26 protein-coding genes are annotated in these 20105 nt (G+C 66.7%); 13 read left to right on the forward strand and 13 right to left on the reverse strand.

Going from position 1 to position 20105, the window contains the following annotated elements; translation table 11 throughout:
* Positions 1-31 precede the first annotated feature (31 nt).
* Positions 32-1675 (reverse strand): arylsulfatase, encoded by a 1644-nt coding sequence (locus AC1REK_RS04585; protein WP_492267027.1) that lies wholly within the window; start codon positions 1673-1675, stop codon positions 32-34.
* A gap of 325 nt (positions 1676-2000) precedes the next feature.
* Here AC1REK_RS04585 and AC1REK_RS04590 point away from each other — a divergent pair, with 325 nt between their 5' ends.
* On the forward strand, positions 2001-2834 hold the full coding sequence (locus tag AC1REK_RS04590; protein ID WP_492267026.1) for a sulfite exporter TauE/SafE family protein: 834 nt from the start codon (positions 2001-2003) through the stop codon (positions 2832-2834).
* Between the two features lie 77 nt (positions 2835-2911).
* Positions 2912-3316, forward strand: a complete 405-nt coding sequence (locus AC1REK_RS04595; RefSeq protein WP_492267658.1) for a GNAT family N-acetyltransferase — start codon at positions 2912-2914, stop codon at positions 3314-3316.
* On the opposite strand, the gene AC1REK_RS04600 is transcribed toward AC1REK_RS04595, so the two are convergent.
* The gene (locus AC1REK_RS04600) at positions 3273-3473 is read right to left on the reverse strand and encodes a DUF1289 domain-containing protein (protein ID WP_492267025.1); all 201 of its coding nucleotides are present in this window, start codon (positions 3471-3473) and stop codon (positions 3273-3275) included. The genes AC1REK_RS04595 and AC1REK_RS04600 overlap by 44 nt on opposite strands.
* The gene (locus AC1REK_RS04605; RefSeq protein WP_492267024.1) at positions 3470-4315 is read right to left on the reverse strand and encodes an adenosylcobinamide-GDP ribazoletransferase; all 846 of its coding nucleotides are present in this window, start codon (positions 4313-4315) and stop codon (positions 3470-3472) included. The genes AC1REK_RS04600 and AC1REK_RS04605 overlap by 4 nt, the downstream gene beginning before the upstream one ends.
* Before the next feature lie 114 nt (positions 4316-4429).
* Between AC1REK_RS04605 and cobT the strand changes: the two genes are divergently transcribed.
* Positions 4430-5452, forward strand: coding sequence for a nicotinate-nucleotide--dimethylbenzimidazole phosphoribosyltransferase (gene cobT, locus AC1REK_RS04610; protein ID WP_492267023.1), 1023 nt, complete (start codon positions 4430-4432; stop codon positions 5450-5452).
* A 47-nt stretch (positions 5453-5499) separates the two neighbouring features.
* Here cobT and AC1REK_RS04615 read toward each other — a convergent pair whose 3' ends face one another.
* On the reverse strand, positions 5500-6204 hold the full coding sequence (locus AC1REK_RS04615; RefSeq protein WP_492267022.1) for a glutathione S-transferase family protein: 705 nt from the start codon (positions 6202-6204) through the stop codon (positions 5500-5502).
* 212 nt (positions 6205-6416) lie between these two features.
* On the opposite strand from AC1REK_RS04615, the gene AC1REK_RS04620 reads away from it, so the two are divergent.
* Positions 6417-6764 carry a winged helix-turn-helix transcriptional regulator gene (locus AC1REK_RS04620; protein WP_492267021.1) on the forward strand — a complete coding sequence of 116 codons (348 nt, stop codon included), beginning with the start codon at positions 6417-6419 and terminating at the stop codon, positions 6762-6764.
* 21 nt (positions 6765-6785) lie between these two features.
* Here the strand turns inward: AC1REK_RS04620 and AC1REK_RS04625 are convergent, their stop codons facing one another.
* Positions 6786-8306, reverse strand: coding sequence for a sensor histidine kinase (locus AC1REK_RS04625; protein ID WP_327522621.1), 1521 nt, complete (start codon positions 8304-8306; stop codon positions 6786-6788).
* On the opposite strand from AC1REK_RS04625, the gene AC1REK_RS04630 reads away from it, so the two are divergent.
* Positions 8277-8942 (forward strand): thermonuclease family protein, encoded by a 666-nt coding sequence (locus AC1REK_RS04630; protein WP_492267020.1) that lies wholly within the window; start codon positions 8277-8279, stop codon positions 8940-8942. The genes AC1REK_RS04625 and AC1REK_RS04630 overlap by 30 nt on opposite strands.
* A 190-nt stretch (positions 8943-9132) precedes the next feature.
* The gene (locus tag AC1REK_RS04635) at positions 9133-10056 is read left to right on the forward strand and encodes an AEC family transporter (RefSeq protein ID WP_492267019.1); all 924 of its coding nucleotides are present in this window, start codon (positions 9133-9135) and stop codon (positions 10054-10056) included.
* A 6-nt stretch (positions 10057-10062) separates the two neighbouring features.
* Here the strand turns inward: AC1REK_RS04635 and AC1REK_RS04640 are convergent, their stop codons facing one another.
* Complete coding sequence (locus AC1REK_RS04640) at positions 10063-10212, reverse strand: hypothetical protein (protein WP_316019493.1); 150 nt, start codon at positions 10210-10212, stop codon at positions 10063-10065.
* A 190-nt stretch (positions 10213-10402) separates the two neighbouring features.
* On the opposite strand from AC1REK_RS04640, the gene AC1REK_RS04645 reads away from it, so the two are divergent.
* The 5 genes from AC1REK_RS04645 to AC1REK_RS04665 are packed head-to-tail and all read left to right on the forward strand — an operon-like array spanning position 10403 to position 13017.
* The gene (locus tag AC1REK_RS04645; protein ID WP_492267657.1) at positions 10403-11014 is read left to right on the forward strand and encodes a glutathione S-transferase family protein; all 612 of its coding nucleotides are present in this window, start codon (positions 10403-10405) and stop codon (positions 11012-11014) included.
* Positions 11015-11017: 3 nt separating this feature from the next.
* Positions 11018-11482 (forward strand): hypothetical protein, encoded by a 465-nt coding sequence (locus AC1REK_RS04650; protein WP_316019492.1) that lies wholly within the window; start codon positions 11018-11020, stop codon positions 11480-11482.
* A 5-nt stretch (positions 11483-11487) separates the two neighbouring features.
* Positions 11488-11949 carry a hypothetical protein gene (locus AC1REK_RS04655; protein WP_492267018.1) on the forward strand — a complete coding sequence of 154 codons (462 nt, stop codon included), beginning with the start codon at positions 11488-11490 and terminating at the stop codon, positions 11947-11949.
* 50 nt (positions 11950-11999) lie between these two features.
* Positions 12000-12365 (forward strand): VOC family protein, encoded by a 366-nt coding sequence (locus tag AC1REK_RS04660; RefSeq protein ID WP_492267017.1) that lies wholly within the window; start codon positions 12000-12002, stop codon positions 12363-12365.
* Positions 12366-12375: 10 nt separating this feature from the next.
* Positions 12376-13017, forward strand: a complete 642-nt coding sequence (locus AC1REK_RS04665) for a uracil-DNA glycosylase family protein (protein WP_492267016.1) — start codon at positions 12376-12378, stop codon at positions 13015-13017.
* Between the two features lie 147 nt (positions 13018-13164).
* Here the strand turns inward: AC1REK_RS04665 and AC1REK_RS04670 are convergent, their stop codons facing one another.
* Complete coding sequence (locus tag AC1REK_RS04670; protein WP_492267015.1) at positions 13165-14031, reverse strand: NAD(P)-dependent oxidoreductase; 867 nt, start codon at positions 14029-14031, stop codon at positions 13165-13167.
* Between the two features lie 178 nt (positions 14032-14209).
* On the opposite strand from AC1REK_RS04670, the gene map reads away from it, so the two are divergent.
* Positions 14210-14962: a type I methionyl aminopeptidase gene (gene map / locus AC1REK_RS04675; RefSeq protein WP_492267014.1), complete on the forward strand. Its 753-nt coding sequence runs from the start codon at positions 14210-14212 to the stop codon at positions 14960-14962.
* A gap of 10 nt (positions 14963-14972) precedes the next feature.
* Here map and AC1REK_RS04680 read toward each other — a convergent pair whose 3' ends face one another.
* From AC1REK_RS04680 to AC1REK_RS04705, 6 genes are all read right to left on the reverse strand, one after another.
* Positions 14973-15689, reverse strand: a complete 717-nt coding sequence (locus AC1REK_RS04680; RefSeq protein WP_492267013.1) for an ABC transporter permease — start codon at positions 15687-15689, stop codon at positions 14973-14975.
* Entirely contained in the window at positions 15686-16396 is a 711-nt protein-coding gene (locus tag AC1REK_RS04685) for an ABC transporter permease (protein WP_492267012.1), read from the reverse strand. The genes AC1REK_RS04680 and AC1REK_RS04685 overlap by 4 nt, the downstream gene beginning before the upstream one ends.
* Positions 16397-16467: 71 nt before the next feature.
* Complete coding sequence (locus AC1REK_RS04690; protein ID WP_492267011.1) at positions 16468-17241, reverse strand: transporter substrate-binding domain-containing protein; 774 nt, start codon at positions 17239-17241, stop codon at positions 16468-16470.
* A gap of 409 nt (positions 17242-17650) precedes the next feature.
* Positions 17651-18202, reverse strand: coding sequence for a hypothetical protein (locus AC1REK_RS04695; RefSeq protein WP_492267010.1), 552 nt, complete (start codon positions 18200-18202; stop codon positions 17651-17653).
* Between the two features lie 195 nt (positions 18203-18397).
* Positions 18398-19072, reverse strand: a complete 675-nt coding sequence (locus tag AC1REK_RS04700) for a hypothetical protein (protein ID WP_492267009.1) — start codon at positions 19070-19072, stop codon at positions 18398-18400.
* Between the two features lie 23 nt (positions 19073-19095).
* Positions 19096-19332 (reverse strand): hypothetical protein, encoded by a 237-nt coding sequence (locus AC1REK_RS04705; protein ID WP_492267008.1) that lies wholly within the window; start codon positions 19330-19332, stop codon positions 19096-19098.
* Between the two features lie 159 nt (positions 19333-19491).
* On the opposite strand from AC1REK_RS04705, the gene AC1REK_RS04710 reads away from it, so the two are divergent.
* Positions 19492-20094, forward strand: a complete 603-nt coding sequence (locus tag AC1REK_RS04710; protein WP_492267007.1) for a TetR/AcrR family transcriptional regulator — start codon at positions 19492-19494, stop codon at positions 20092-20094.
* Positions 20095-20105 lie beyond the last annotated feature (11 nt).

The raw sequence follows: 20105 nt of genomic DNA on the forward strand, positions 1-20105 counted from the left end.
GAATGACGGTGCCGGCGGGTTTAAGCCTGCTCTAGCGTGGCCTCAACCGTTCCAGCTCGCCCAGCCGCTTCATTGCAGCCTGCTGCTGAAGCAGGCCGTAATTGATGCCGGACGCGTTCAGCGAACTGCCGGTCTGGAAAGGATACTCGGCGAAGTCCGAGAAGAACTCCTTCACCTTGGCCTGGATCGGCACGAGCAGCCACATCTGCTGGGCGAAGAACTTCATGGCTTCGCCGCCTTCCTTGGTGCCGCGCTCATAGGGATCCATCCGTAGGTTGGTGATGTTGGCCCAGGATGGGACCTCGCGCGTCGCTGTTGCGATGTTTCCCTCGCTGGCGACGGCGAAGCTGACCTTCCAATCGTTCCATCGGATGGCGTTCAAATTGCCACCCTGATCGAAGTAGAAGACGGTGTCCCGCGGAGGCTCCTTCGTCTCGCCCTTGAGGAAGGGCATGAAATTGTAGCCGTCGAGATGAACCTTGAAGCTCTTCGACCCCGCTTGGAATCCGGTCTTCATCTTCTCCTTGACATCTCCAAGCCCGGCGGCAGCGCAGAAGGTCGGGAACCAGTCGATCAGTGCGATCGGCTCGTTGACCTCCGTCGCGGGCTTCACCACGCCCGGCCAGCGCACCATCATCGGGATGCGGAAACCGCCTTCCCAGGTCGTGCCCTTCTCGCCCCGGAACGGTGTCATGGCGCCGTCTGGCCAGAGCGCGATCTCCGCGCCGTTGTCCGTGGTGTAGAGCACGATGGTGTTGTCGGTAATGCCGAGATCGTCGAGCTGCTTGAGCAACTGCCCGACATGGCCGTCATGCTCGACCATGCCGTCGGCATGGATGCCCTTGCCGGTTTTACCCAACGATTCCGCCTTCAGATGGGTGAAGACGTGCATACGCGTCGAGTTGAACCAGCAGAAGAACGGCTTGTTCGCCTTGGCCTGACGGTCGATGAAATCCTTGGCGCCGGCCAGGAATTCCTCGTCGATCGTCGGCATGCGCTTGGTGTTGAGCGGGCCGGTATCCTCGATCTTGCCGTCCGCCGAGGTCTTGAGCACGCCGCGCGGGCCGAACTGCCTGCGGAAATTCGGGTCCTTCGGATAGAAGTAGCCTTCCGGCTCCTCCTCGGCATTGAGATGGTATAGATTGCCGAAGAACTCGTCGAAGCCGTGCCGCGTCGGGAGATGCTCGTCCCGGTCGCCGAGATGGTTCTTGCCGAACTGGCCGGTGGCGTAGCCGGCGGTCTTCAGGGCATCGGCGATCGTCGGCATCCAATCCTGGATGCCATGCGGATCGCCCGGCATGCCGATGGTGAGCAGGCCGGTACGGAAAGGTTCCTGCCCGAGGATGAAGGAGGCGCGGCCGGCGGTGCAGCTCTGCTGGCCATAGGCGTCGGTGAAGATCGCGCCTTCCTTGGCGATGCGATCGATATTGGGCGTGCGGTAGCCCATCATCCCCATTGTATAGGCGCTGATCTGGGGAACGCCGATATCGTCGCCGAAGATCACGAGGATGTTCGGCTTGCGCCCGGCGGCCGGGGCTGTCGGCTGCTGCGCCTGGGCCGGCTTGACGTCCGCCGAGAGATAGGATGCCGCCGCAGCCAGGGCGGTTCCGCCCAGAAGGATGCTGCGCCTGTCGAGAGATGGGTTCGTGCCGGAGACGTCCTGCTTCGGGGGCATGGAGAAACCTCGCGCATTGATCGGAACCGTGAGCGGAGGCCCTGTCTCGCCATAGCTTCTGACGCTCGCGCTCGGGATCAAGAGACTGAAAGCACGCGGCGGCAGCCGGCAAGTTCGTAACAGTTACGCACTTGCCGAGGAGCGCGACCTCTCTTCGCCGCGTCTCGCTCGGCCCGGATGCCGTCGAGCCGGCGAGCCGACGGCGCAGTTCTTGCTCCGCCGGCCCATGGCTGTGTCTGCGCGCATGGCGGCCCTGCCGCACCAACCTTGCCCTTTCCCGGCGAATCCCTAAGAGCAGCCCCACCTTCCCATATTCGGAAACATTATGATTGCCGGTATTCCCATCAACGACCTGATTTTTCTCGCCGTCTCGCTGATCGCCGCGGGGGCTGTCACCGGCCTGCTCGCCGGCCTTTTCGGCGTCGGTGGTGGGGCGGTCATCGTGCCGGTGCTCTACGAGGTCTTCCGGGTCATCGGCGTGCCTGAGGAGGTGCGGATGCCCCTCGTCGTCGGAACCTCGCTCGCCGTCATCATCCCGACCTCGATCCGCTCCTTCAACGCGCACCGGGCCAAGGGTCTGGTCGATACCTCTGTCATCAGGATCTGGGCGCTGCCCGTGGTGCTCGGCGTCGGTCTCGGCAGCCTGGTTGCGCGCTATGCTTCGCCGGACGTGTTCAAGGCGGTCTTCGTCGTGGTCGCCTTCGCCAGCGCCATGCGCCTGCTCTTCGCCTCCGACCGCTGGAAGCTCGGCGACGATATGCCCGGGCCCTTCCTGATGCGGGTCTACGGCTTGGTCATCGGCGTGCTTTCGGCGCTGATGGGTATCGGCGGCGGCCAGCTCTCCAGCCTGTTCATGACCTTCTACGGCCGCCCGATCCATCAGGCGGTCGCGACCTCGTCCGGCCTCGGCGTGCTGATCTCGATCCCCGGTGCGCTCGGCTACATCTATGCCGGCTGGCCGAAGATGGACCTGCTGCCGCCGCTCTCGCTCGGATACGTCTCGCTGATTGGCTTCCTGCTCTTCATCCCGACCTCGATCTGGACGGCCCCTATCGGCGCACGCCAGGCGCATCGTCTGTCGAAGCGCAAGCTCGAAGTCGCCTTCGGCATCTTCCTCCTCCTGGTCTGCGCCCGCTTCTTCTGGTCGCTGGTCTTCTGATCGGAGGGAGAGCCGTGCTTTCCATCCGTGCAGGCACCGAAGCCGATCATCCGGCACTCGCCCGGCTGATGGCCGAGATGCAGGCGCATTATCGCGTGCCCTGTCCGTCGGATGTCGAGATCCGGGCGGGGCTTGCCGGCCGCCCGGCCGGAGCCGAGCTCCTGGTCGCGGAAGACGGCGAGGCTCTCGTCGGTTTCGCCGCCTTCGCTGCGATCTATCCCGGTCCCGGCCTGCGGGCCGGCTTCTTCCTGAAGGAGCTCTACGTTGCGGAGACCGCGCGGGGTCTCGGGGCAGGGCGGCGCCTGATGGCCGAGCTGGCGCGCCTCGCCTTGGCGCGAGGCTTTGGCCGCGTCGACTGGACGGCGGCACGCGACGATGTCCGCCTGCTGCGCTTCTATGAAAGCCTCGGCGCATCGCCGCAGCCGGAGAAGGTCTTCTTTAGGTTGAGCGGCGAGGAGCTGCGTCGTCTCGCAGAGAGCTGAGCCGCTCTTCCAGCGTCGCCATGATCGAAAGCCGCTCGGTCTCGCTGAGGCGCGACCATTGCGCGATCTCCTGGAGCGTGCGCCCGCAGCCCTCGCAGAGCTTGCTCGCCGGGTCGATCACGCAGATGCGGACACAGGGGCTCGATGCGGCGCTCATTGCCCGCTCCAGCCGAGAACGAGCGCGATGCCGAGATAGATCGCGATCTCGGATAGCTGCTGGCAGGCTCCGGCGATGTCGCCGGTCTGTCCGCCGATCAGCCGCTTGGCGGTGCGCATCAGCCAGCCGCTCGCCAGGGCCGAGAGACCGATGCCGAGTAAGAGCCCCCAGAGCGGCAGGGCGCCGGCGAGCCCAAGCAGCAATCCGATGCCGGCCGAGAGACCGTAGGCGAAGGGCAGCACAGCGCGCTGCGGCGTGCCGACCGCGGCGGAGGCACCGTCTGTTCGCGCCGGCGGCAGCGTTGCGACCACGCGAATGCCCTCGATGCGCGACCAGGCGGCTGCCCCGAGAATGGCGGCTGCGGCGGCGAGGGCCCCGGCGCCATCGAGGATCGCAGCCAGCGCGGCGACGCGCAGCAGCAGTCCGAGCCCGATCGCCAGCGTGCCATAGCTGCCGATCCGGCTGTCCTTCATGATCTCGAGCCTGCGCTCGGGCGTCCAGCCACCGAACAACCCGTCGGCGCTGTCGGCCAGCCCGTCCTCATGGAACGCGCCGGTGGTGAAGACCAGCACGGCGACGCCGAGGGATGCGACGACGAGGTCGTCGAGCCCGGCGAGGCCGGTCACGAGGACGATGAGCGCGGCGGGCAGCGCGATCAGCAGGGCAGCGAAGGGCAAAGCGCGCGGCAGCAGCCGGAAATCGGGCGTCGTATGCGCCTTCTCGCCCGGCATCTCCGGCACCGGGAGGCGCGAGTAGAAACGGATGCAGGCGGCCGTCGCGGCGAGCCAGCCCGGCCAGGCCGGTGGCGCGGCAGGCGCATTCTCGCTTTCGGCTTCGGCCATTCCGCGTCGTTATCCCAGATTGTCTTCGCTCGCCTCAGCCTATAGCAGCAGCGGCAAGCGGGCGGCGATGGCTCAGCCGCCGGATTCCAAAAGTTTGCGAAAAGACGAGACGCGATGTCTTCCTCCGGCCTGCCTTTCGACGATATCCGCCAGCTCATCGCCGGCATGCCCGGCCCCGACATGGCCGCCGCCAACACCGTGCGCGCCCGCGACAAGGATCTGACCAAGCCGGCCGGCAGTCTCGGCCGGCTCGAGGAGATCGCCGAATGGCTCGCCGCCTGGCAGGGCAAGGCGCCGCCGCGCGTGGATCGGCCGCTCGTCTGCGTCTTCGCTGGCAACCATGGCGTCGTCGCCCAGGGCGTCTCGGCCTATCCGCAGTCGGTGACGCGCCAGATGCTGGAGAACTTCGCTGCCGGTGGCGCCGCGATCAACCAGATCTGCGCCGCTTATGATCTCGGCTTCAAGGTCTTCGATCTCGCGCTCGACCTGCCGACCGGCGATTTCACGCAAGGGGACGCGCTCGACGAGCGCGCCTGCGTGGCCACCATGGCCTTCGGCATGGAAGCCCTCGCCGGCGGCGCCGACCTTCTGGCCCTCGGCGAGATGGGCATCGGCAACACGACCTCGGCCGCTGCGATCTTCGCGGCGCTCTATGGCGGCAGCGCTGCCGATTGGTGCGGCCGCGGCACCGGCGTCGACGATGACGGGCTGCAGCGCAAGGTTGCGGCCGTCGAGGCCGGGCTGAAGCTGCACGCCGCCCATCTCGGCGATCCCCTGGAAGTGCTGCGCCGCTTCGGTGGGCGCGAGATCGCGGCGATCTGCGGCGCCATCCTCGCCGCTCGCCTGCAGCGCATCCCGGTGATCCTCGACGGCTATGTCGTCACCGCCGCCGCCGCGATCCTGCACGCGCTCGATCCCTCCGCGCTTGACCATTGCCTCGCCGGGCATCTCTCGGCCGAGGGCGCCCATGCGCAGGCGCTGGTCCGGATCGGCAAGCAGCCGCTGCTGGCGCTCGACATGCGCCTGGGCGAGGGGACGGGCGCTGCGCTCGCTGCCGGCCTCGTCAAGGCCGCCGCCGGCGTCCATTCCGGCATGGCGACCTTCGCGCAGGCGCAGGTCTCGCAGAAGAGCGAGTAACGCGAAAAGAGCGTGCCGGGCGTCCGGCTCGGCACGTCTTTCACCTCTCAGGCGCCGTAGCGCGCGATCACCTCGGCCAGCGGCACATGGCCCTTGAAGGCGCCGCTGCCGGAAGGCGTTTCGCCGTTTTCCAGCGCGGCGGCAAAGACCACCGCCGGATCGGTCTCGACCCGCTGGCGCAGAGCCTGCAGCTTCGGCCAGCGCGAGAGCTCTGCCACCTCGTGATATTCGAGCCAGCGCGCCACGCCGGCGAGCAGCCCGTCCGCTAGGCTGCGCTTGCCGCCGACGAGCCAAGGGCTGTCGTCCAGCATCTCTTCCAGCCTGTCATGGCGCTCGATCACCCGCTCGCGCCCGAAGCGACGAAGCGCGGCTTCGAAGTCCGGGTCGGGCTCGGGCAGTTCCAGCGCGACCCAGAGCGGCGTGAAGGCGCCGGTGAAGCCGGTGTTGAGGAAGCCCATCAGCTGGTGCATCCGGTCGGCCTCGGGCGAGAGCGGATCGAAGCTGATGCGTCGCTCGTTGTCGCGCGCCTCGAGATAGGCGGCGATCGCCATCGTCTCGGTGAGCGGGCGGCCCTTATCGGTGATCAGCACCGGGGTTTCGACGCGCTGGTTGATCCGCTTGTAGGGCGGCTCGCGCATCTCGCCGAGCATGTCGACGCGGCAGAGTTTGTAGGGCTGGCCAAGCCATTCCAGAGCCGCGACCAGGCCCATCGAGGTGCCGGCCGGGTAGCCATAAACGAGTATCGGTTCCATCTTGCGTTTTCAATGAAGGACGGGAAACGCTGCGCAGCGGGCTGGAACCTAGTCAGCCGTCGCCCCATGTAAATTACGCACTTTTCTGTAACCACAGCATCGGACCGAAAAAGTGGGATGCACTTTTCGGACAACTCGGATGCGACAACGAAGAGTCAGATCGCCCTGTCCGCGTGCGAACGGACGCGCAGCGATCTAACCGGGAACGGAGCATGAAGGACGTTGTCTCGGACTGCGCGATCGAAAGCGTCATGCGGGTGCTGAGCGGCCGCTGGCCGACCTTGCTGCTCTACTATCTGAAGGACGGCACCAAGCGCTTCGGCGAGCTCCGGCGCGACAATCCGACGGTTTCGCATCGCATGCTGGCGCTGGAGCTGCGCAAGCTGGAGGCGGCCGGCATCGTCCAGCGCATCGACCATGAAGGCTATCCGCGCCGGGTCGACTACCAGCTGACGCCGGCAGGGCTTCGCCTCGTGCCGTTGATCGATGCGCTCGGCGACTGGTGGGAAGAGGTCGAGCAGGGCGGCCGCGGTGCCGAGCTCCTGCCCAGGGTGGCCTGAGGCGTCCGCTCCGCCCGGACGCTATGCGGCCGAGCGCTCGCCTGGCTCCGGCAGCGCGGGCAGCGTATCCATCACGCGTTCTGCCGGCAGCGTGATCGTTACTTCCGTGCCTGCGCGCGGCTTCGATTTCAGGGTGAAGCCGCCATTGTGCAGGTCGATCAGCCCCTTGACGATCGGCAGGCCGAGCCCCGAGCCCTGTTCGGCCGTCTTGATCGCCAGCGAGCCGCGTCCGAAGCTCTGCAGAACCACCGGTATCTCGTCCTCGGGAATCCCCGGGCCGGTATCGGTCACCGTCACATATTGCCCGCCGGTCGCGGTCCAGCCGACCTTCACCGAGATGTCGCCACCCTGCGGTGTGAACTTGATGGCATTGGAGAGGATGTTGAGTACGACCTGACGGATGGCGCGTTCATCCGCCCAGATTTTCGGCAGTTCGGGTTCCACCGCCTCGCGGATGCTCTGGCTCTTGGCCTTGGCGCGCAGATTCAGCATGTGAACGCAGTCGTCGACGATCCCAGCGAGGCTGAGCGCTTCCTCGTTGAGCTCGTATTTGCCGGCCTCGATCCGCGACAGGTCGAGGATCTCGTTGATCAGGTTGAGCAGATGCTGGCCTGAGCCATGGATGTCGCCGGAATATTCCTTGTACGCGCCGTTGGCGTGCTCGCCGAAGACCTCGTTCTTCATCACCTCCGAGAAACCGAGGATCGCGTTGAGCGGGGTTCGCAGCTCATGGCTCATCGTCGCCAGGAAGCGGGATTTGGCGAGGTTGGCCTCCTCGGCTTTGCGCCGCGCCTCGTCTGAGTTGGCTTTCGCCGTGCCGAGCTCGGCGATCAGCGCGTCCTTCTCCGCCCTGAACTCGATGGTCGCGACCGAGGTCGAGTAGAGCCGGTTGGAGAGGAAGATGAAGAAGAGCTGGGCGCAAGCCGCCATCATCAGCATGGTCACGCTGTCGATGTCGGAACGGCCGGAGAAGAACAGCACCAGCGCGCCGGTGATGGGCACCAGCCCGGCATAGACCGCCATCGGCATGGTCGCGCAGAGCATCACGGTGATCGCGCTGACGATCAGCAGCGTCGTCGTCAGGAAGAAGCGCGCGCCCGGTGCCTCGACCCCGATGAACAGGATCGGCAGAAGCGCCCAGGAGATGCCGTGCAGCATCTCCGCGAGCGGCATCGTCTTGCGCCAGAAACTGATCCGCGCCTCCGCCGATGGCTCGGCCAGGAAGCGCCGGCACAGCACGAACATCAGGACGCACGAGATTGCCACGAAGGCGAACCAGCCCGAAACCTTGTAGAGCGGCACCCAGGCGCCGGCCGCTGCGCCGACGAGCAATGCGAGCACGAGCGTGCCCGCCGTCCCGTTCAGCCGGTACTGGGCGAACAGCCGGACGAGCTCGTAGTCGAAGGCACGGTCGAGGCCGGTCGTCGAGGTCAGCCGCTCGCGGGCCGATCGCACCTCGCGGCTGATCAGCTTTCGGCGCGCCAGCGCCGACGGGTCGGGTCCGCGACCACGTTGGACCTGTTCGGCGGTGAGTTCCGGCATACCCGAGAAAAGCGGCTCCTGCCCGGTCGCGCACCTTGCGCTCCGGCTCGCCATGATGAGCAGGAAATCGTTAAGCTTGTGCTGATGGCTCGCTTCGGATTCAGGACGAATGGTTACGGCCCGTTTGGCTGGCGGCGTGTCGGCCGCGCGGTCGATCTCGTCGTGGCGCTTGGTTTCATTGGGCTTTTGGCGGTCGCGGGCGCGGTCCTGCAATATCGGCTGGGCCCCGCCAGGAACCTCGCCGGCGCTGCCGAGGCGATCGATGGCGATTCGATCAGGCTCGCTGGCGAGGAGCTGCGGCTGGAGGGGATCGACGCGCCCGAATACCGTCAGACCTGCCGCGACAAGGGCGGACGCGATGTCGCCTGCGGCCGCCAGGCCCGTCGCGCGCTCGCAGGCATGCTGGCGCTCGGCAATGTCAGCTGCACGATCTCGCGGCCGGATCGCTATGGCCGGGGTCTCGCGCGCTGTCGCCAGGGCGAGGCGGATATCAACGCCGCCATGGTCCGCAATGGCCAGGCATTGGCTTATGGCGACTATCGGGCCGAGGAGGAGGAGGCGAAGGCCGCGGGACGCGGTCTCTGGGCGCTGAACTTCCAGCGGCCCTCGGAATGGCGGCAAAGCCACCCGCGCTAGGCTGGGGTGAAGAACGAAAAACCGGCTGATGCCGGCGGTTGGCTCGAGGTTCGGGCGGGCAGCCGGCGCTGGAGGCGTGTGAGGGCATGCGACAGGTGCATGACGGCGGGCTGTCGCGGGGAATTTCGTCGCAGCCGCCTCCGCTCTAAAGGAAATCCTTCCCTCCCTGGAGGCCAGCCGGAGCAGGCCGATGATCGGCGCCATTCTTCTCGCGCTCGCGCCGATCGCCCTCTTGATCGCGCTCGGCCATCTCATGCATCGCCGGCGATTCCTGCCGGACAGCTTCTGGCCGCAGGCCGAGCGCCTCTGCTACTACGTGCTGCTGCCGGCGTTGTTCATCCACGCGCTCGCAATGGCGGATCTGCGCGGCGTTCCGGTCGCCAGCCTCGCCATGACGCTGATGGTGCCGATCATCGTGGTCTCCGGGCTGCTGGTGCTGGCCAAGCGCTGGCTCGGCTATAGCGACGCTGCCTTCACCTCGGTCTTCCAGGGCGGCATCCGCTTCAATAACTATGTCGGGCTCAGCGCCGCGGTAAGCCTGCTCGGCGCGCCGGCCTTGTCGATGGCCGCCGTCGCCAATGCCGCGATCGTGCCGACCGTCAATCTGCTCTGCGTGCTGGTCTTCGCACGCTGGGGCGTCGCCCAGCCGACCCTGCGCGGCGTATTGCGCGGCCTCGCGCTCAACCCGCTGCTGATGTCCTGCCTGATAGGCATCCTGCTGCAGGCCAGCGGCCTCGGTCTGCCGCCCGGTATCGACGGCTTCATGAAGGCGCTCGGCCAGGCGTCGCTGCCGCTCGGCCTGCTTTGCGTGGGAGCGGCGCTGGATTGGGGCGCGCTCGGGCGGGGCTTGCGCCCCGCGCTCGCCGCCTCCTTCGCCAAGTTCGTGCTGATGCCGCTCGTGACGTTCCTCATGCTCAAGGCCGTCGGGCTCGGCGGCCAGGCGGCATTCATTGCCATCCTCTTTCACGCGCTGCCGACGGCCTCGTCGTCCTATGTCATGGCGCGCCAGCTCGGGGGCGACGCCCCGCTCATGGCCGGCATCTGCGCCTTGCAGACGGTGCTGGCGGCCCTGACTGTGCCGATCGCGCTCCTGCTGCTCGCGCCAGCTCTCTAGGGACGGCTATCGCGGCTCGCGCGGGTCGTCGAGGCTGGGGCCTTCGATCCGCGCCGCGCCCGCCCGCCTGGAGCGCGACCAGAAGCTCGCCAGCACCAGGCCGACGGGGATCGCGAGGATCACGATCCAGACGACGAAACTCCAGCTCCGTTCCATGCGGGCGCTCCTTTCGTCCTTTCAACCGGATCTGCAGCCTGCGGTTCCGCGCCGCCGCGTCCTGTCGGCTCCGATTGCCGAGGCCATGCTCGCGCCCTCTTGTCGGGCTTTGTCTTGACAGGGCCGATTTGCCGCCATGAATGCGGCAGTCAGGAATGCGGCTGAGACGAGAGCGGGGGTGAAGGTGGCGATGAGGCTCTATGACGGTGGGCGGGCGCCCAATCCCCGACGGGTTCGGATTTTCTTTGCCGAGAAGGGGGTGCCGCTGCCGGAGCTGGTGCCGGTCGACATCGCCAAGAAGGAGCATCGGACGCCGGAGTTCACCCGCATCAACCCATCGCAACGCCTGCCGATTCTGGTGCTGGAAGATGGCACGGCGCTGGCCGAGACCATGGCGATCTGCCGCTATGTCGAAGGGATGCACCCGACGCCCGCGTTGTTCGGCGACGGCCCGAAGGATGTGGCGCTGATCGAGATGTGGAACCGGAGGATCGAGCTCGGCCTGTTCTCGAGCGTCGCCGCCGTCTTCCGCCACAGCCATCCCTCGATGGCCGAGCTCGAGGATCAGGTGCCGGAATGGGCCGAGGCGAACCGGGAAATGATCGACGACCATCTGATGCTGCTGGATCTGCAGCTCGCTGGAAACCGCTTCGTCTGCGGCGATGAGCTGAGCGTCGCCGACATCACGGCCGGCATCGCGATCGATTTCATGAAGCCGTCGCGCATCCCGCTGCCTGAGGATTTCGCCAATGTCCGGCGCTGGCACGGCGAACTCTCCGCCCGCCCGAGCTGGAAGGCCTGAGGGGTGCGCGGGATCGCCATCCTGCTCGCGCTGCTGCTCGCCCTGCCGGCACTGGCGACCGAAAGGCTGACGGGAGAGCAGATCAAGCAGGCCTTCACCGGCAACACGGTCAGCGGCCGCTACACGGGCGGAGGCTTCTTCACGGAGTACCACGATCCCGATGGCCGGGCGCTGGGCCATAATGGCTGGCACGAGAACCGCGACGCCTGCTGGATCATCAAGGATGATGCGGTCTGCTACTACTATGGCCCGCCGAGCGATCGCACGATCCACTGCTTCACCGTCGAGATGAACGAGCGGCTCTATGTGCTGCGCAACCTCGATAATGGCCGGATCAACGCCATCGCGACCGTCGAGCTCGCCAACCCGCGCAAGCACAATGATGGCGGCCAGCCTTGGTATTGCGACGGTTTGATCTCGCGCGCGCCGGACGTGCCGATGTCGCGCCGCCTGATGGCTGCGCGGTGACCCGAATGGCGCGCAGCCGCGCCGCTGCGCTGGTCGCGCTGGCCTCGTTGGCCATGCCCGCTTCCGCCGCAGAACGCCTGTCCGGTGAGGCGATCCGCCAGCTCTTCGAGGGCAACACGGTCAGCGGCCGCTACAATAATGGCCGCCCGTTCAGCGAATTCCACCACAAGGACGGCCGGGCCACCGGCCATAACCGGCACGTCCTCAACCGCGACGCCTGCTGGACCACCACGCAAGAGGCGGTCTGCTATTATTACGGCCCGCACGAGACGCGCCGGACCTATTGCTTCACCGTCGAGCGCAGCGGCGAACTCTATGTGCTGCGGACCCAGCGCGAAGGCCGCATCAACGGCGTCGCCACCATCGAGCCGGGCGATCCGCAGCGCCATACCGAGAAGGCCCCGGCCTGGAACTGTGACGGGCTGATCTCGCAGCGCCCTGGCCGGGAGCAACTCGCCGGGCGGTGAGCAGCTCGAGCCTCAGACGGTGGTCCGACATCTGATCCTATGGTGCACGCATGAACTTGATCGCCCATGTTGAAATACCAGCCGCCGATCTTGAGAGGGCGATGCGCTTCTATTCGGCTGTCTTCGGGGTGGCGTTCGGAGAGATCGTCACGATCCACGGCAACAGAATGGCCTACTTCCCGTTCGAGCAAGGCAAGGATGGCGCGAGCGGCGCGCTCGCCGAAGGGGAGATCTATGTGCCGACCATCAATGGTGCGGTCATCTATCTGAGCGTCGGCGACATCGACGATGTTCTGGCCAGGGCCGGCGAGCAGGGGAGCGAGCTGTTGTTTCCGAAGACGCCGATCGGGGCGGGGGCCTTCGTCGCCGAAATCGCCGACAGCGAAGGCAATCGTATCGCGATTCAAACCGCATGATCGGAAGAACGTGCCCGATTCTCCCTATGATCCGGCCCAGTCTCTCGACGTCGTCCTCGCCGAACTGCGCGCCTGCCGGCTCTGTCGCGATGCGCCGCTCTACCCGCCGCGATTGCCGCATGAGCCGCGGCCGGTCATCCAGGCGGCGGCGAGCGCAAGGCTGCTGATCGCCAGCCAGGCGCCGGGGACCCGTGTCCATGCCAGCGGAAGGCCCTTTACCGATCGCTCGGGCGACCGGTTGCGCGACTGGCTCGGGCTCGACAAGGAGCGCTTCTACGATGCCGCGCGGGTCGCGATCGTGCCGATGGGCTTCTGCTTTCCGGGCGCGGACGGCAAGGGCGGCGACCTGCCGCCGCGCCGCGAATGCGCGCCGACCTGGCAGGATCGCGTGCTCGCCCATCTGCCCGATATCGAGCTGATCCTGGTGATCGGCCGCTATGCGCAGGCCTGGCATCTCGGCCCGAAGGCTGCGGCCGACCTGACCGCGACCGTGGCCGATTGGCGCAGCATCTTCGCTGGTGAGCGCCGGCCGCGCATCCTGCCGCTGCCGCATCCTTCCTGGCGCAATAATGGCTGGCTCAGGAAGAACCCCTGGTTCGAGGCCGAGCTGCTGCCGGTCCTGCGCGCCGAGGTGGCGCGGTTGGCGGGGTAGCCTGATGTCACGATGAACCGTCATTCCGGCCGCAGCGAAGCGGAGCGCCGGAATCCATCATAAGGCGAAGAACTCTATGATGGATTCCGGAGCTGCGCCGCTTCGCGACTTGTCCGGAATGACGATGCGGGAAGCGCCGGGGCGCCCTTACTTCTCCAGGCGCTTCAGCAGGCTCGAGGTGTCCCAGCGACCGCCACCGAGCTTCTGGACGTCGCCATAGAACTGATCGACCAGCGCGGTGACCGGCAGCGTCGCCTCGTTGCGGCGGGCCTCGTCGAGCACGATGCCGAGATCCTTGCGCATCCAGTCGACCGCGAAGCCGAAATCGAACTTGCCGGCGTTCATCGTCTTGCCGCGGTTCTCCATCTGCCAGGAGCCGGCGGCGCCCTTCGAGATCACCTCGAGCATCGCCTCGACATCGAGTCCGGCGCGCTTGGCGAAGTGGACGCCTTCCGACAGGCCCTGGACGAGGCCGGCGATGCAGATCTGGTTGACCATCTTGGTGAGCTGGCCGGAACCGGCCGGGCCCATCAGCTTGCACATGCGGGCGAAGCTCGCGATCACCGGCTCGACCCGGGCATAGGTCGCCTCGTCGCCGCCGCACATCACGGTCAGCACGCCGTTCTCGGCGCCAGCCTGTCCGCCCGAGACCGGCGCATCGATGAAGCCGAAGCCGGCGGCGCTCGCTGCGGCATCAAGCTCCCGCGCCACATTGGCCGAGGCGGTGGTGTGGTCGACGAAGACCGTGCCCTTGCCCATGGCAGCAAAGGCGCCGTCTTCACCGGTCGTTACCGAGCGCAGATCGTCGTCGTTGCCGACGCAGCAGAAGACGATCTCCTGGCCCTTGGCGGCGTCCGCCGGGGTCGGCGCCGAGGCACCGCCATGCTGCGCGACCCAGGCCTGCGCCTTGGCGGGGGAACGGTTATAGACCGTGACCTCGTGGCCCTTGGCCTTGAGATGGCCGGCCATGGGGTAGCCCATCACGCCGAGACCGAGGAAAGCGACTTTGGCCATGGGACTGCTCCATTCCGGTTCGTAAGGTTCCGAATCGCGTGTAGCGCGCGGGGGCGGAGGAGGGAAGGTGCATGGCGCCACGCCGGCCTGGCCCTAAATGCACGCCTGCGCTCACGACATCCGGAGCGGCGGCGCCAATGTCTTGCCCGGCCTCCGGAAATCCGGCAGGAAACCGGCCATGACGATCAACAATGACGACGAGCTTCAGGCGTTGCGCGAGATCGGCCGCATCGTCGCCGAAGCGCTTGCGGCCATGGGCAAGGCGCTCGAGCCGGGCATGACGACGGCCGAGCTCGATGCGATCGGCCGCGGCATCCTCGAGCGCGAGGGCGCGCGCTCGGCGCCGGAGACTGTCTACGGCTTCCCGGGCGCCACCTGCATCAGCGTCAACGAGGAGGTCGCGCACGGGATCCCCGGCGAGCGCCGGATCGCCGCCGGCGACCTCGTCAACATCGACGTCTCCGCCGAGAAGGGCGGCTATTTTTCCGATACCGGCGCTTCCTTTACGGTGCCGCCGGTCGACCGCAGGATCGAGCGGCTGTGCCGCGACGGCAAGCGGGCGCTCTGGGCAGGGCTTGGCCAGGTCGGCGCCGGCAAACCGCTCGCCGGCATCGGCCAGGCCGTCGGCCGCTTCGCGCAGAAGAACGGCTATTCGCTGGTCCGCAATCTCGCCAGCCACGGCATCGGCCGCTCGCTCCATGAGGAGCCGAAGGAAATCGCCACCTGGCCCGAGCGTTCCGAGCGCCGCGTCATGCAGAAGGGGCTGGTCTTTACGGTCGAGCCGTTCCTGTCGCTGGGTGCGGACTGGGCCGAGCATGAGGGTGACGACCGCTGGACCCTCTATTCCGAGCCGCGCGCCCCGACCGTTCAGTTCGAGCACACCGTAGTCGCGACCACGAACGGCCCACTGATCCTGACCCTGCCGGCGTGAGCGTCAGCCCTCACCGCATCGCCAGATGCTTGGTCAGCCTGAGCTCCAGCCGGTCCCAGACCCGGCGGATCAGCTCGGTCAGCGCGAGATAGATCAAGGCTGCATAGAGGTAGATCGACAGATCGAAGGAGCGCGCGAAGGCAAGCCGCGTCGCGCCCATCAGGTCGAACAGCGTCACCAGCGAGGCGATCGCGCTCGCCTTGATCATCACGATCAGCTCGTTGCCGAGCGGGCGCAGCGCCAGGATCATCGCCTGTGGCAGGATGACGTGGCGCAGGCTCGACCAGCGGTGCAGGCCGAGCGCCAGCGCGCCCTCGAACTGGCCGCGCGGGATCGACTGGATCGCGCCGCGCAGGATCTCGGCCTGGTAGGCGGCGGTGTTGATCGTGAAGGTGAAGACCGCGCAGTAGAACGGCTCGCGGAAGAACCACCAGAGCCCGACATCCTGCCAGAACAGGCGAAACTGGCCGAAGCCGTAATAGACCAGGAAGAGCTGGCAGAGCAGCGGCGTGCCGCGGAAGAAGGTGGTGTAGCCGTTGATCGCGACCTGCGCCCAGCGCGGGCCGTACAGCCGGGCGACCGCCAGCCCGATGGCCAGTGCGAAGCCGACGGCGACGGAGATCACCACGAGCTGCAGGGTGATCCAGAGGCCGCTGAACATGCGGCAGCCATAGTTCTGGAAGACCTCGGAGCCGACGAGATAGCCGGGATATTCGCACCAGCTCATCGCGTCGTCCCGCCGAAGGCGGCGTAGCCGCGGTTGGTGCGCCGTTCCATCCTGCCGATGCCCCAGGCGGAAATCAGCGAGAAGCCGAAATAGATCAGCATCGCCGCGCCGAAGAACAGGAAGGGCTCCTTGGTCACGACATTGGCCCGCGTCGTGATGAACATGATGTCGGGCAGCGTGATCACCGAGACCAGCGAGGTCTCCTTCAGCAGCACCATCCAGTTATTGCCGAGCCCGGGCAGGGCGACGCGGATGAGCTGCGGGAAGACGACGAGCCGGAAGGCCTGCGGCTTGGAGAGGCCGAGCGCGGCGGCGGCCTCGCGCTGGCCCTTCTGGATCGAGTTCAGCGCGCCGACCCAGACCTCGCTGGAAAAGGCGGCGAGCACCATGCCGAGCGCCACCATGCCGGCGACGAAGGGCGGGATCGAGAAGCCCGACCAGATCTTCTGCACCAGGATCTGGATGCCGAAATAGATGATGTAGAGCGTCAGCAGCTCTGGCACGCCGCGGAACACCGTGGTGTAGACCGTCGCGAAGGCGCGCAGGATTACGCTCTCGGAGCGCTTGCAGAGCGCGACGATCAGGCCGAGCGCCAATCCGAAGGGCAGGGTGGCGAGGGCGATCGAGATGGTGATGGCGGCGCCCTGGAGCAGGGCCCATCCCCAGCCGCCGGGGCCGAAGCCGAGCAGCGCGAATTTGTCGAGCATGGGAGAGCCGGCGCGCGAGGAACTGGATCCCGCCGGCCTGGCGCGGCCGGCGGGCAGGCGTCAGCCAAGGGTCAGTCGAACTTGAACCACTTGTCTTCGATCTTCTTCTGCGAGCCGTCGGCGATCGTCTCGGCGATCGCCTTGTCGAACATCGCCTTCAGAGCGGTGTCGGCCTTGCGAACCGCGCCGGCGACGCCGGCGCCGTGGATCGCATCATCGCGCTTCACCTCGGCGATGCGCTTGCAGCAATCCTTGCCCTGGCCCTTGAGGAAATCGGCCAGCGCCAGCGCGTCGGCGACGATGTAGTCGAGGCGGCCGTTCAGCAGGTCGAGATTGGCCTCTTCCTGGGTCGGATAGAGCCGCGCGGTCGAGTCCTTGTAGAACTTCTCGAGGAAGTTCGCGTGGATCGTCGAGCCCTGCGCGCCGATCGCCTTGCCCTTCAGGGCGGCGGGGGAGATGTCGGTCGAGGTCGTGGCCTTCGGGCCGACCATCCAGATCGGGGTCTTGCTGTAGGGCGAGGTGAAGTCGACCTGCTTCTTGCGCTCTTCGGTAGCGTTCATGCCGGCGATGATGATGTCGTACTTGTTGGCCTGCAGCGCCGGGATGATGCCGTCCCAGTCCTGCACGACCCAGGTGCACTTCACCTTCATCTTCTCGCAGAGCAGGTTGCCGTAATCGATCTCGAAGCCCTCGAGCTCCTTCTTGGCATTGAGGTTGTTGTAGGGCGGATAGGCGCCTTCCGTGCCGATCCTGACCTCTTTCCATTCCTTGGCCTGCGCCAGGGCACCGGTGGCGCCGATGGCAGTTAGTGCCGCGGCGGCGATGAAGCGAACGAAACCTTTCATGGTGCCTCCCCTTGAGGTTTGCCGAGCCGGGCGTTTCGAGTTCCCGTTTCGGCTTGTGCGCGCAGATTGTGCGATCACAGGCCTAGCCCGCAAGGGGCGCCTTGCAGCTTTTCTGAGCGATCCGGCGCAAGAAAAATGCACCGCAAGGCGTTGCCATGACTTGGTTATTTGAGAATTTTTTAGCTCCGAGCCCCCGTCCGATTTTGCGACGAAAGCGCAATTCGTCAGCGGCTCACGGCTCTTCGGCGGAGCAAACCCGTTGCTGTGGCGCTTCGGTCGCGCCTCTCCGCGCATCAGAGGCCCCGATGCGTTGTGCCGGAAGGGGGCAAGTTTGGGACACGTCCCCTCGCGCCGGCGGTCGGCGCAACCGATTCCATCACGAGGCGAAAATGCTCGTGGGCGGCTTCTCTCATGTCTGTCGCAGAACTTCGCATTGTGAGGAACGAATGACGGGATCGACCCAGCGGGTTTCCACCTTGCGCTGGTTCGACCAGCCTCGGAACTCCGCGAGGCCTTCCTTGAGGCGCCATTCGAAGCTGACCGAGCACGTTGATCTTCCGTCCGTGCTGACGCGAACGATCCAGGAATGCGTTGGATAGGCTACGATCCGGATCAGCGTGCGATCGTCGATGACCCGCCAGACGGCAGGGAAACGGCCCACCGCATATTCGTCGCCGAAGGCCAGTGTCTTCGTCCGGTTCGGGCTCCACCTCTTGTTCAATGGCGAGGCGTCGTTGGTGACGCGCTCCTCGACGCCGCGGCCGCCGATCAGGGCGAAATTGACTTCGAAGTAGGTCCGGAAGGTCCGCTGCAGGGGCGAGACCTCCTTGCCGGACCAGTGCAGGGTGACCCTGAAGCGCGGTTCACTCGCAAGTGCCATATCCGGCACCGGGGCGCAGAGCATCCAGATGGCCGCCAGCAGCGCTGCGACTGACCTGCTCAGACGAGGCATGGCCCGCATCCCGCGACTTCGCTTCCCGGAGCGCCGGGCCGGAGTGGTTTCCGCGCGCAATCGAGGGCCTTGGCGACGGTCTCCAGCAGGCAGTGAACGCCGCCGCCGCGTCGGCCGTCAAGCAGCACCCGCGCTTGCAGCCGGGACCTGTCGCCTTGGCGACGTCCCGGCTGCAGTGGGCGATCCCTCGCCTGTCGATGTCGCTCAGAGCAGGCCAGCGCCGTTTTCGGCGAGCCAGGTGTCGTGCAGCCATTTTTCCGTCTTGCGGTGGCCGGGGAACGTGACCCAGACGATATCTCGCTCGAATACCATGACCTTTCGGTCGGCTCCGACGATGACCCACATCCAGCGCCCATCGGCCCTGTTGCGCATCTTCACCTTCATCCCGGTGAGCGTGAGGTTCTCGGTCTTCCCGCCGCGCGAGACGCGGAGTGGTTCGTCATGCGGCTCGATCCAGCTGACCTCGAGCACCGGCAGCAGATCCGGCGCTGCCAGCTTCAGGAAGTCCATGGCGATGGCCCGCGTCTCATCGCGCGAAGGCAGTCGGCCGCCGACCAGGTCGAGGTCCATGCGGGCAAAACCCTTCAGGCGGCCGTCTGCGGCGATCACCGTGCTGAAATGCTCGCCGCCGAGGGCGGCGTTGCGGCCATCGGTTCGCTGATGGCGGACCAGCTCGGCCGGTTCGTCGTCGACCGCGACCCGGCGCCGGGCCGCCTCGGCATAGCCGGCCGGCATGAAGGCGCCGACTGTCGTCGCGACGGGCTGGGCGGCAAGCGTTGTCATTGTCACGGGAGTTCCTGTCTTCGGGGGCGTCAGGGCACGCGCGCCGCCGGCCGCGGCAACTGACTGGCTGGCAAGAAGCGCGAGCGCGCCGACCAACGGGATTGCGAGGCGGGCGGCGATCATGAGCGCACCCCATTCCCGCAAGCGGCGACGCGGCGCGCCAGGGGCATCACCAGATAGACCATGCCGAGCACCATCGGTGGCACGGCGAGGGCGGTGACGGACCAGACCGGCCAGCCGCCAGTCACAGGCGTCAGAGCCAGCAGCAGGGCGTTGATCAGTAGATAGGCGCCGAGCATCAGCGTTCCCAGGAAACGGAGACGGGTGAGAGCGGGGTTGGGTGTTGGTCTGGTCATGGCTTTCTCCATAACGAAACGTATCGTTTCGTTATGATTGATAGATACGATCCGTTTCGATATCAACCAGCCTGCTGCAAGATTGTGCTTGCACTGGAGAGGCCTGCCGGGGCGAACCGACAGGGGCGCCACAGGGTTGGGAATGGGAGAGGGCAGAGCATGACGACTGCGAAAGTCGAGCAGCCGGCCCGCCGTGCTTCGATCGGGGCTCGGCGCAACCCGGCCTCGCAGGCGGCGATCCTCGCAGCGGCTCGTGCCGTTCTGGCCGAAGAGGGTTATGGCGGCTTCTCGATCGACGCCGTCTCGCGCCGCGCCGGGGCGGGCAAGCCGACGATCTACCGCTGGTGGAAGAACAAGGCCGAGCTGCTGATCGAGGTCTACGCCGCCGAGAAGGCGCGGGTGAAGGCTACGAAGACCGGCAACCTGGCCGAGGATCTAGCCCTCTATACCGCGGCGCTCTGGGATTTCTGGCGCGACACGCCGTCAGGTCGGACCTTTCGCGCGCTGATCGCGGAGGCCCAGAACGATGCCGCGGCGCTTGACGGCTTGCGGGACAAATTCCTGCCGGAGCGCCTGCTCGACGTGCGGACCCTGTTCGCGGCGGCGGTGGCGCGCGGCGAGATCGCTGCCGACGAGGTCGAGACGCGGCTCGCGCTCTATGTCGGCTTCAACTGGTACTACGTCCTGACCGACAGTCTGGACGAAGGGCGCGCGGCGATTCCGGCAGCGATGCGCCTCGTCGCGGCGCAGCTCAGGAGCTGACGCGGCCTCGG

Source organism: Allobosea sp. GW823-FHT02B03 (genome assembly GCF_058797755.1).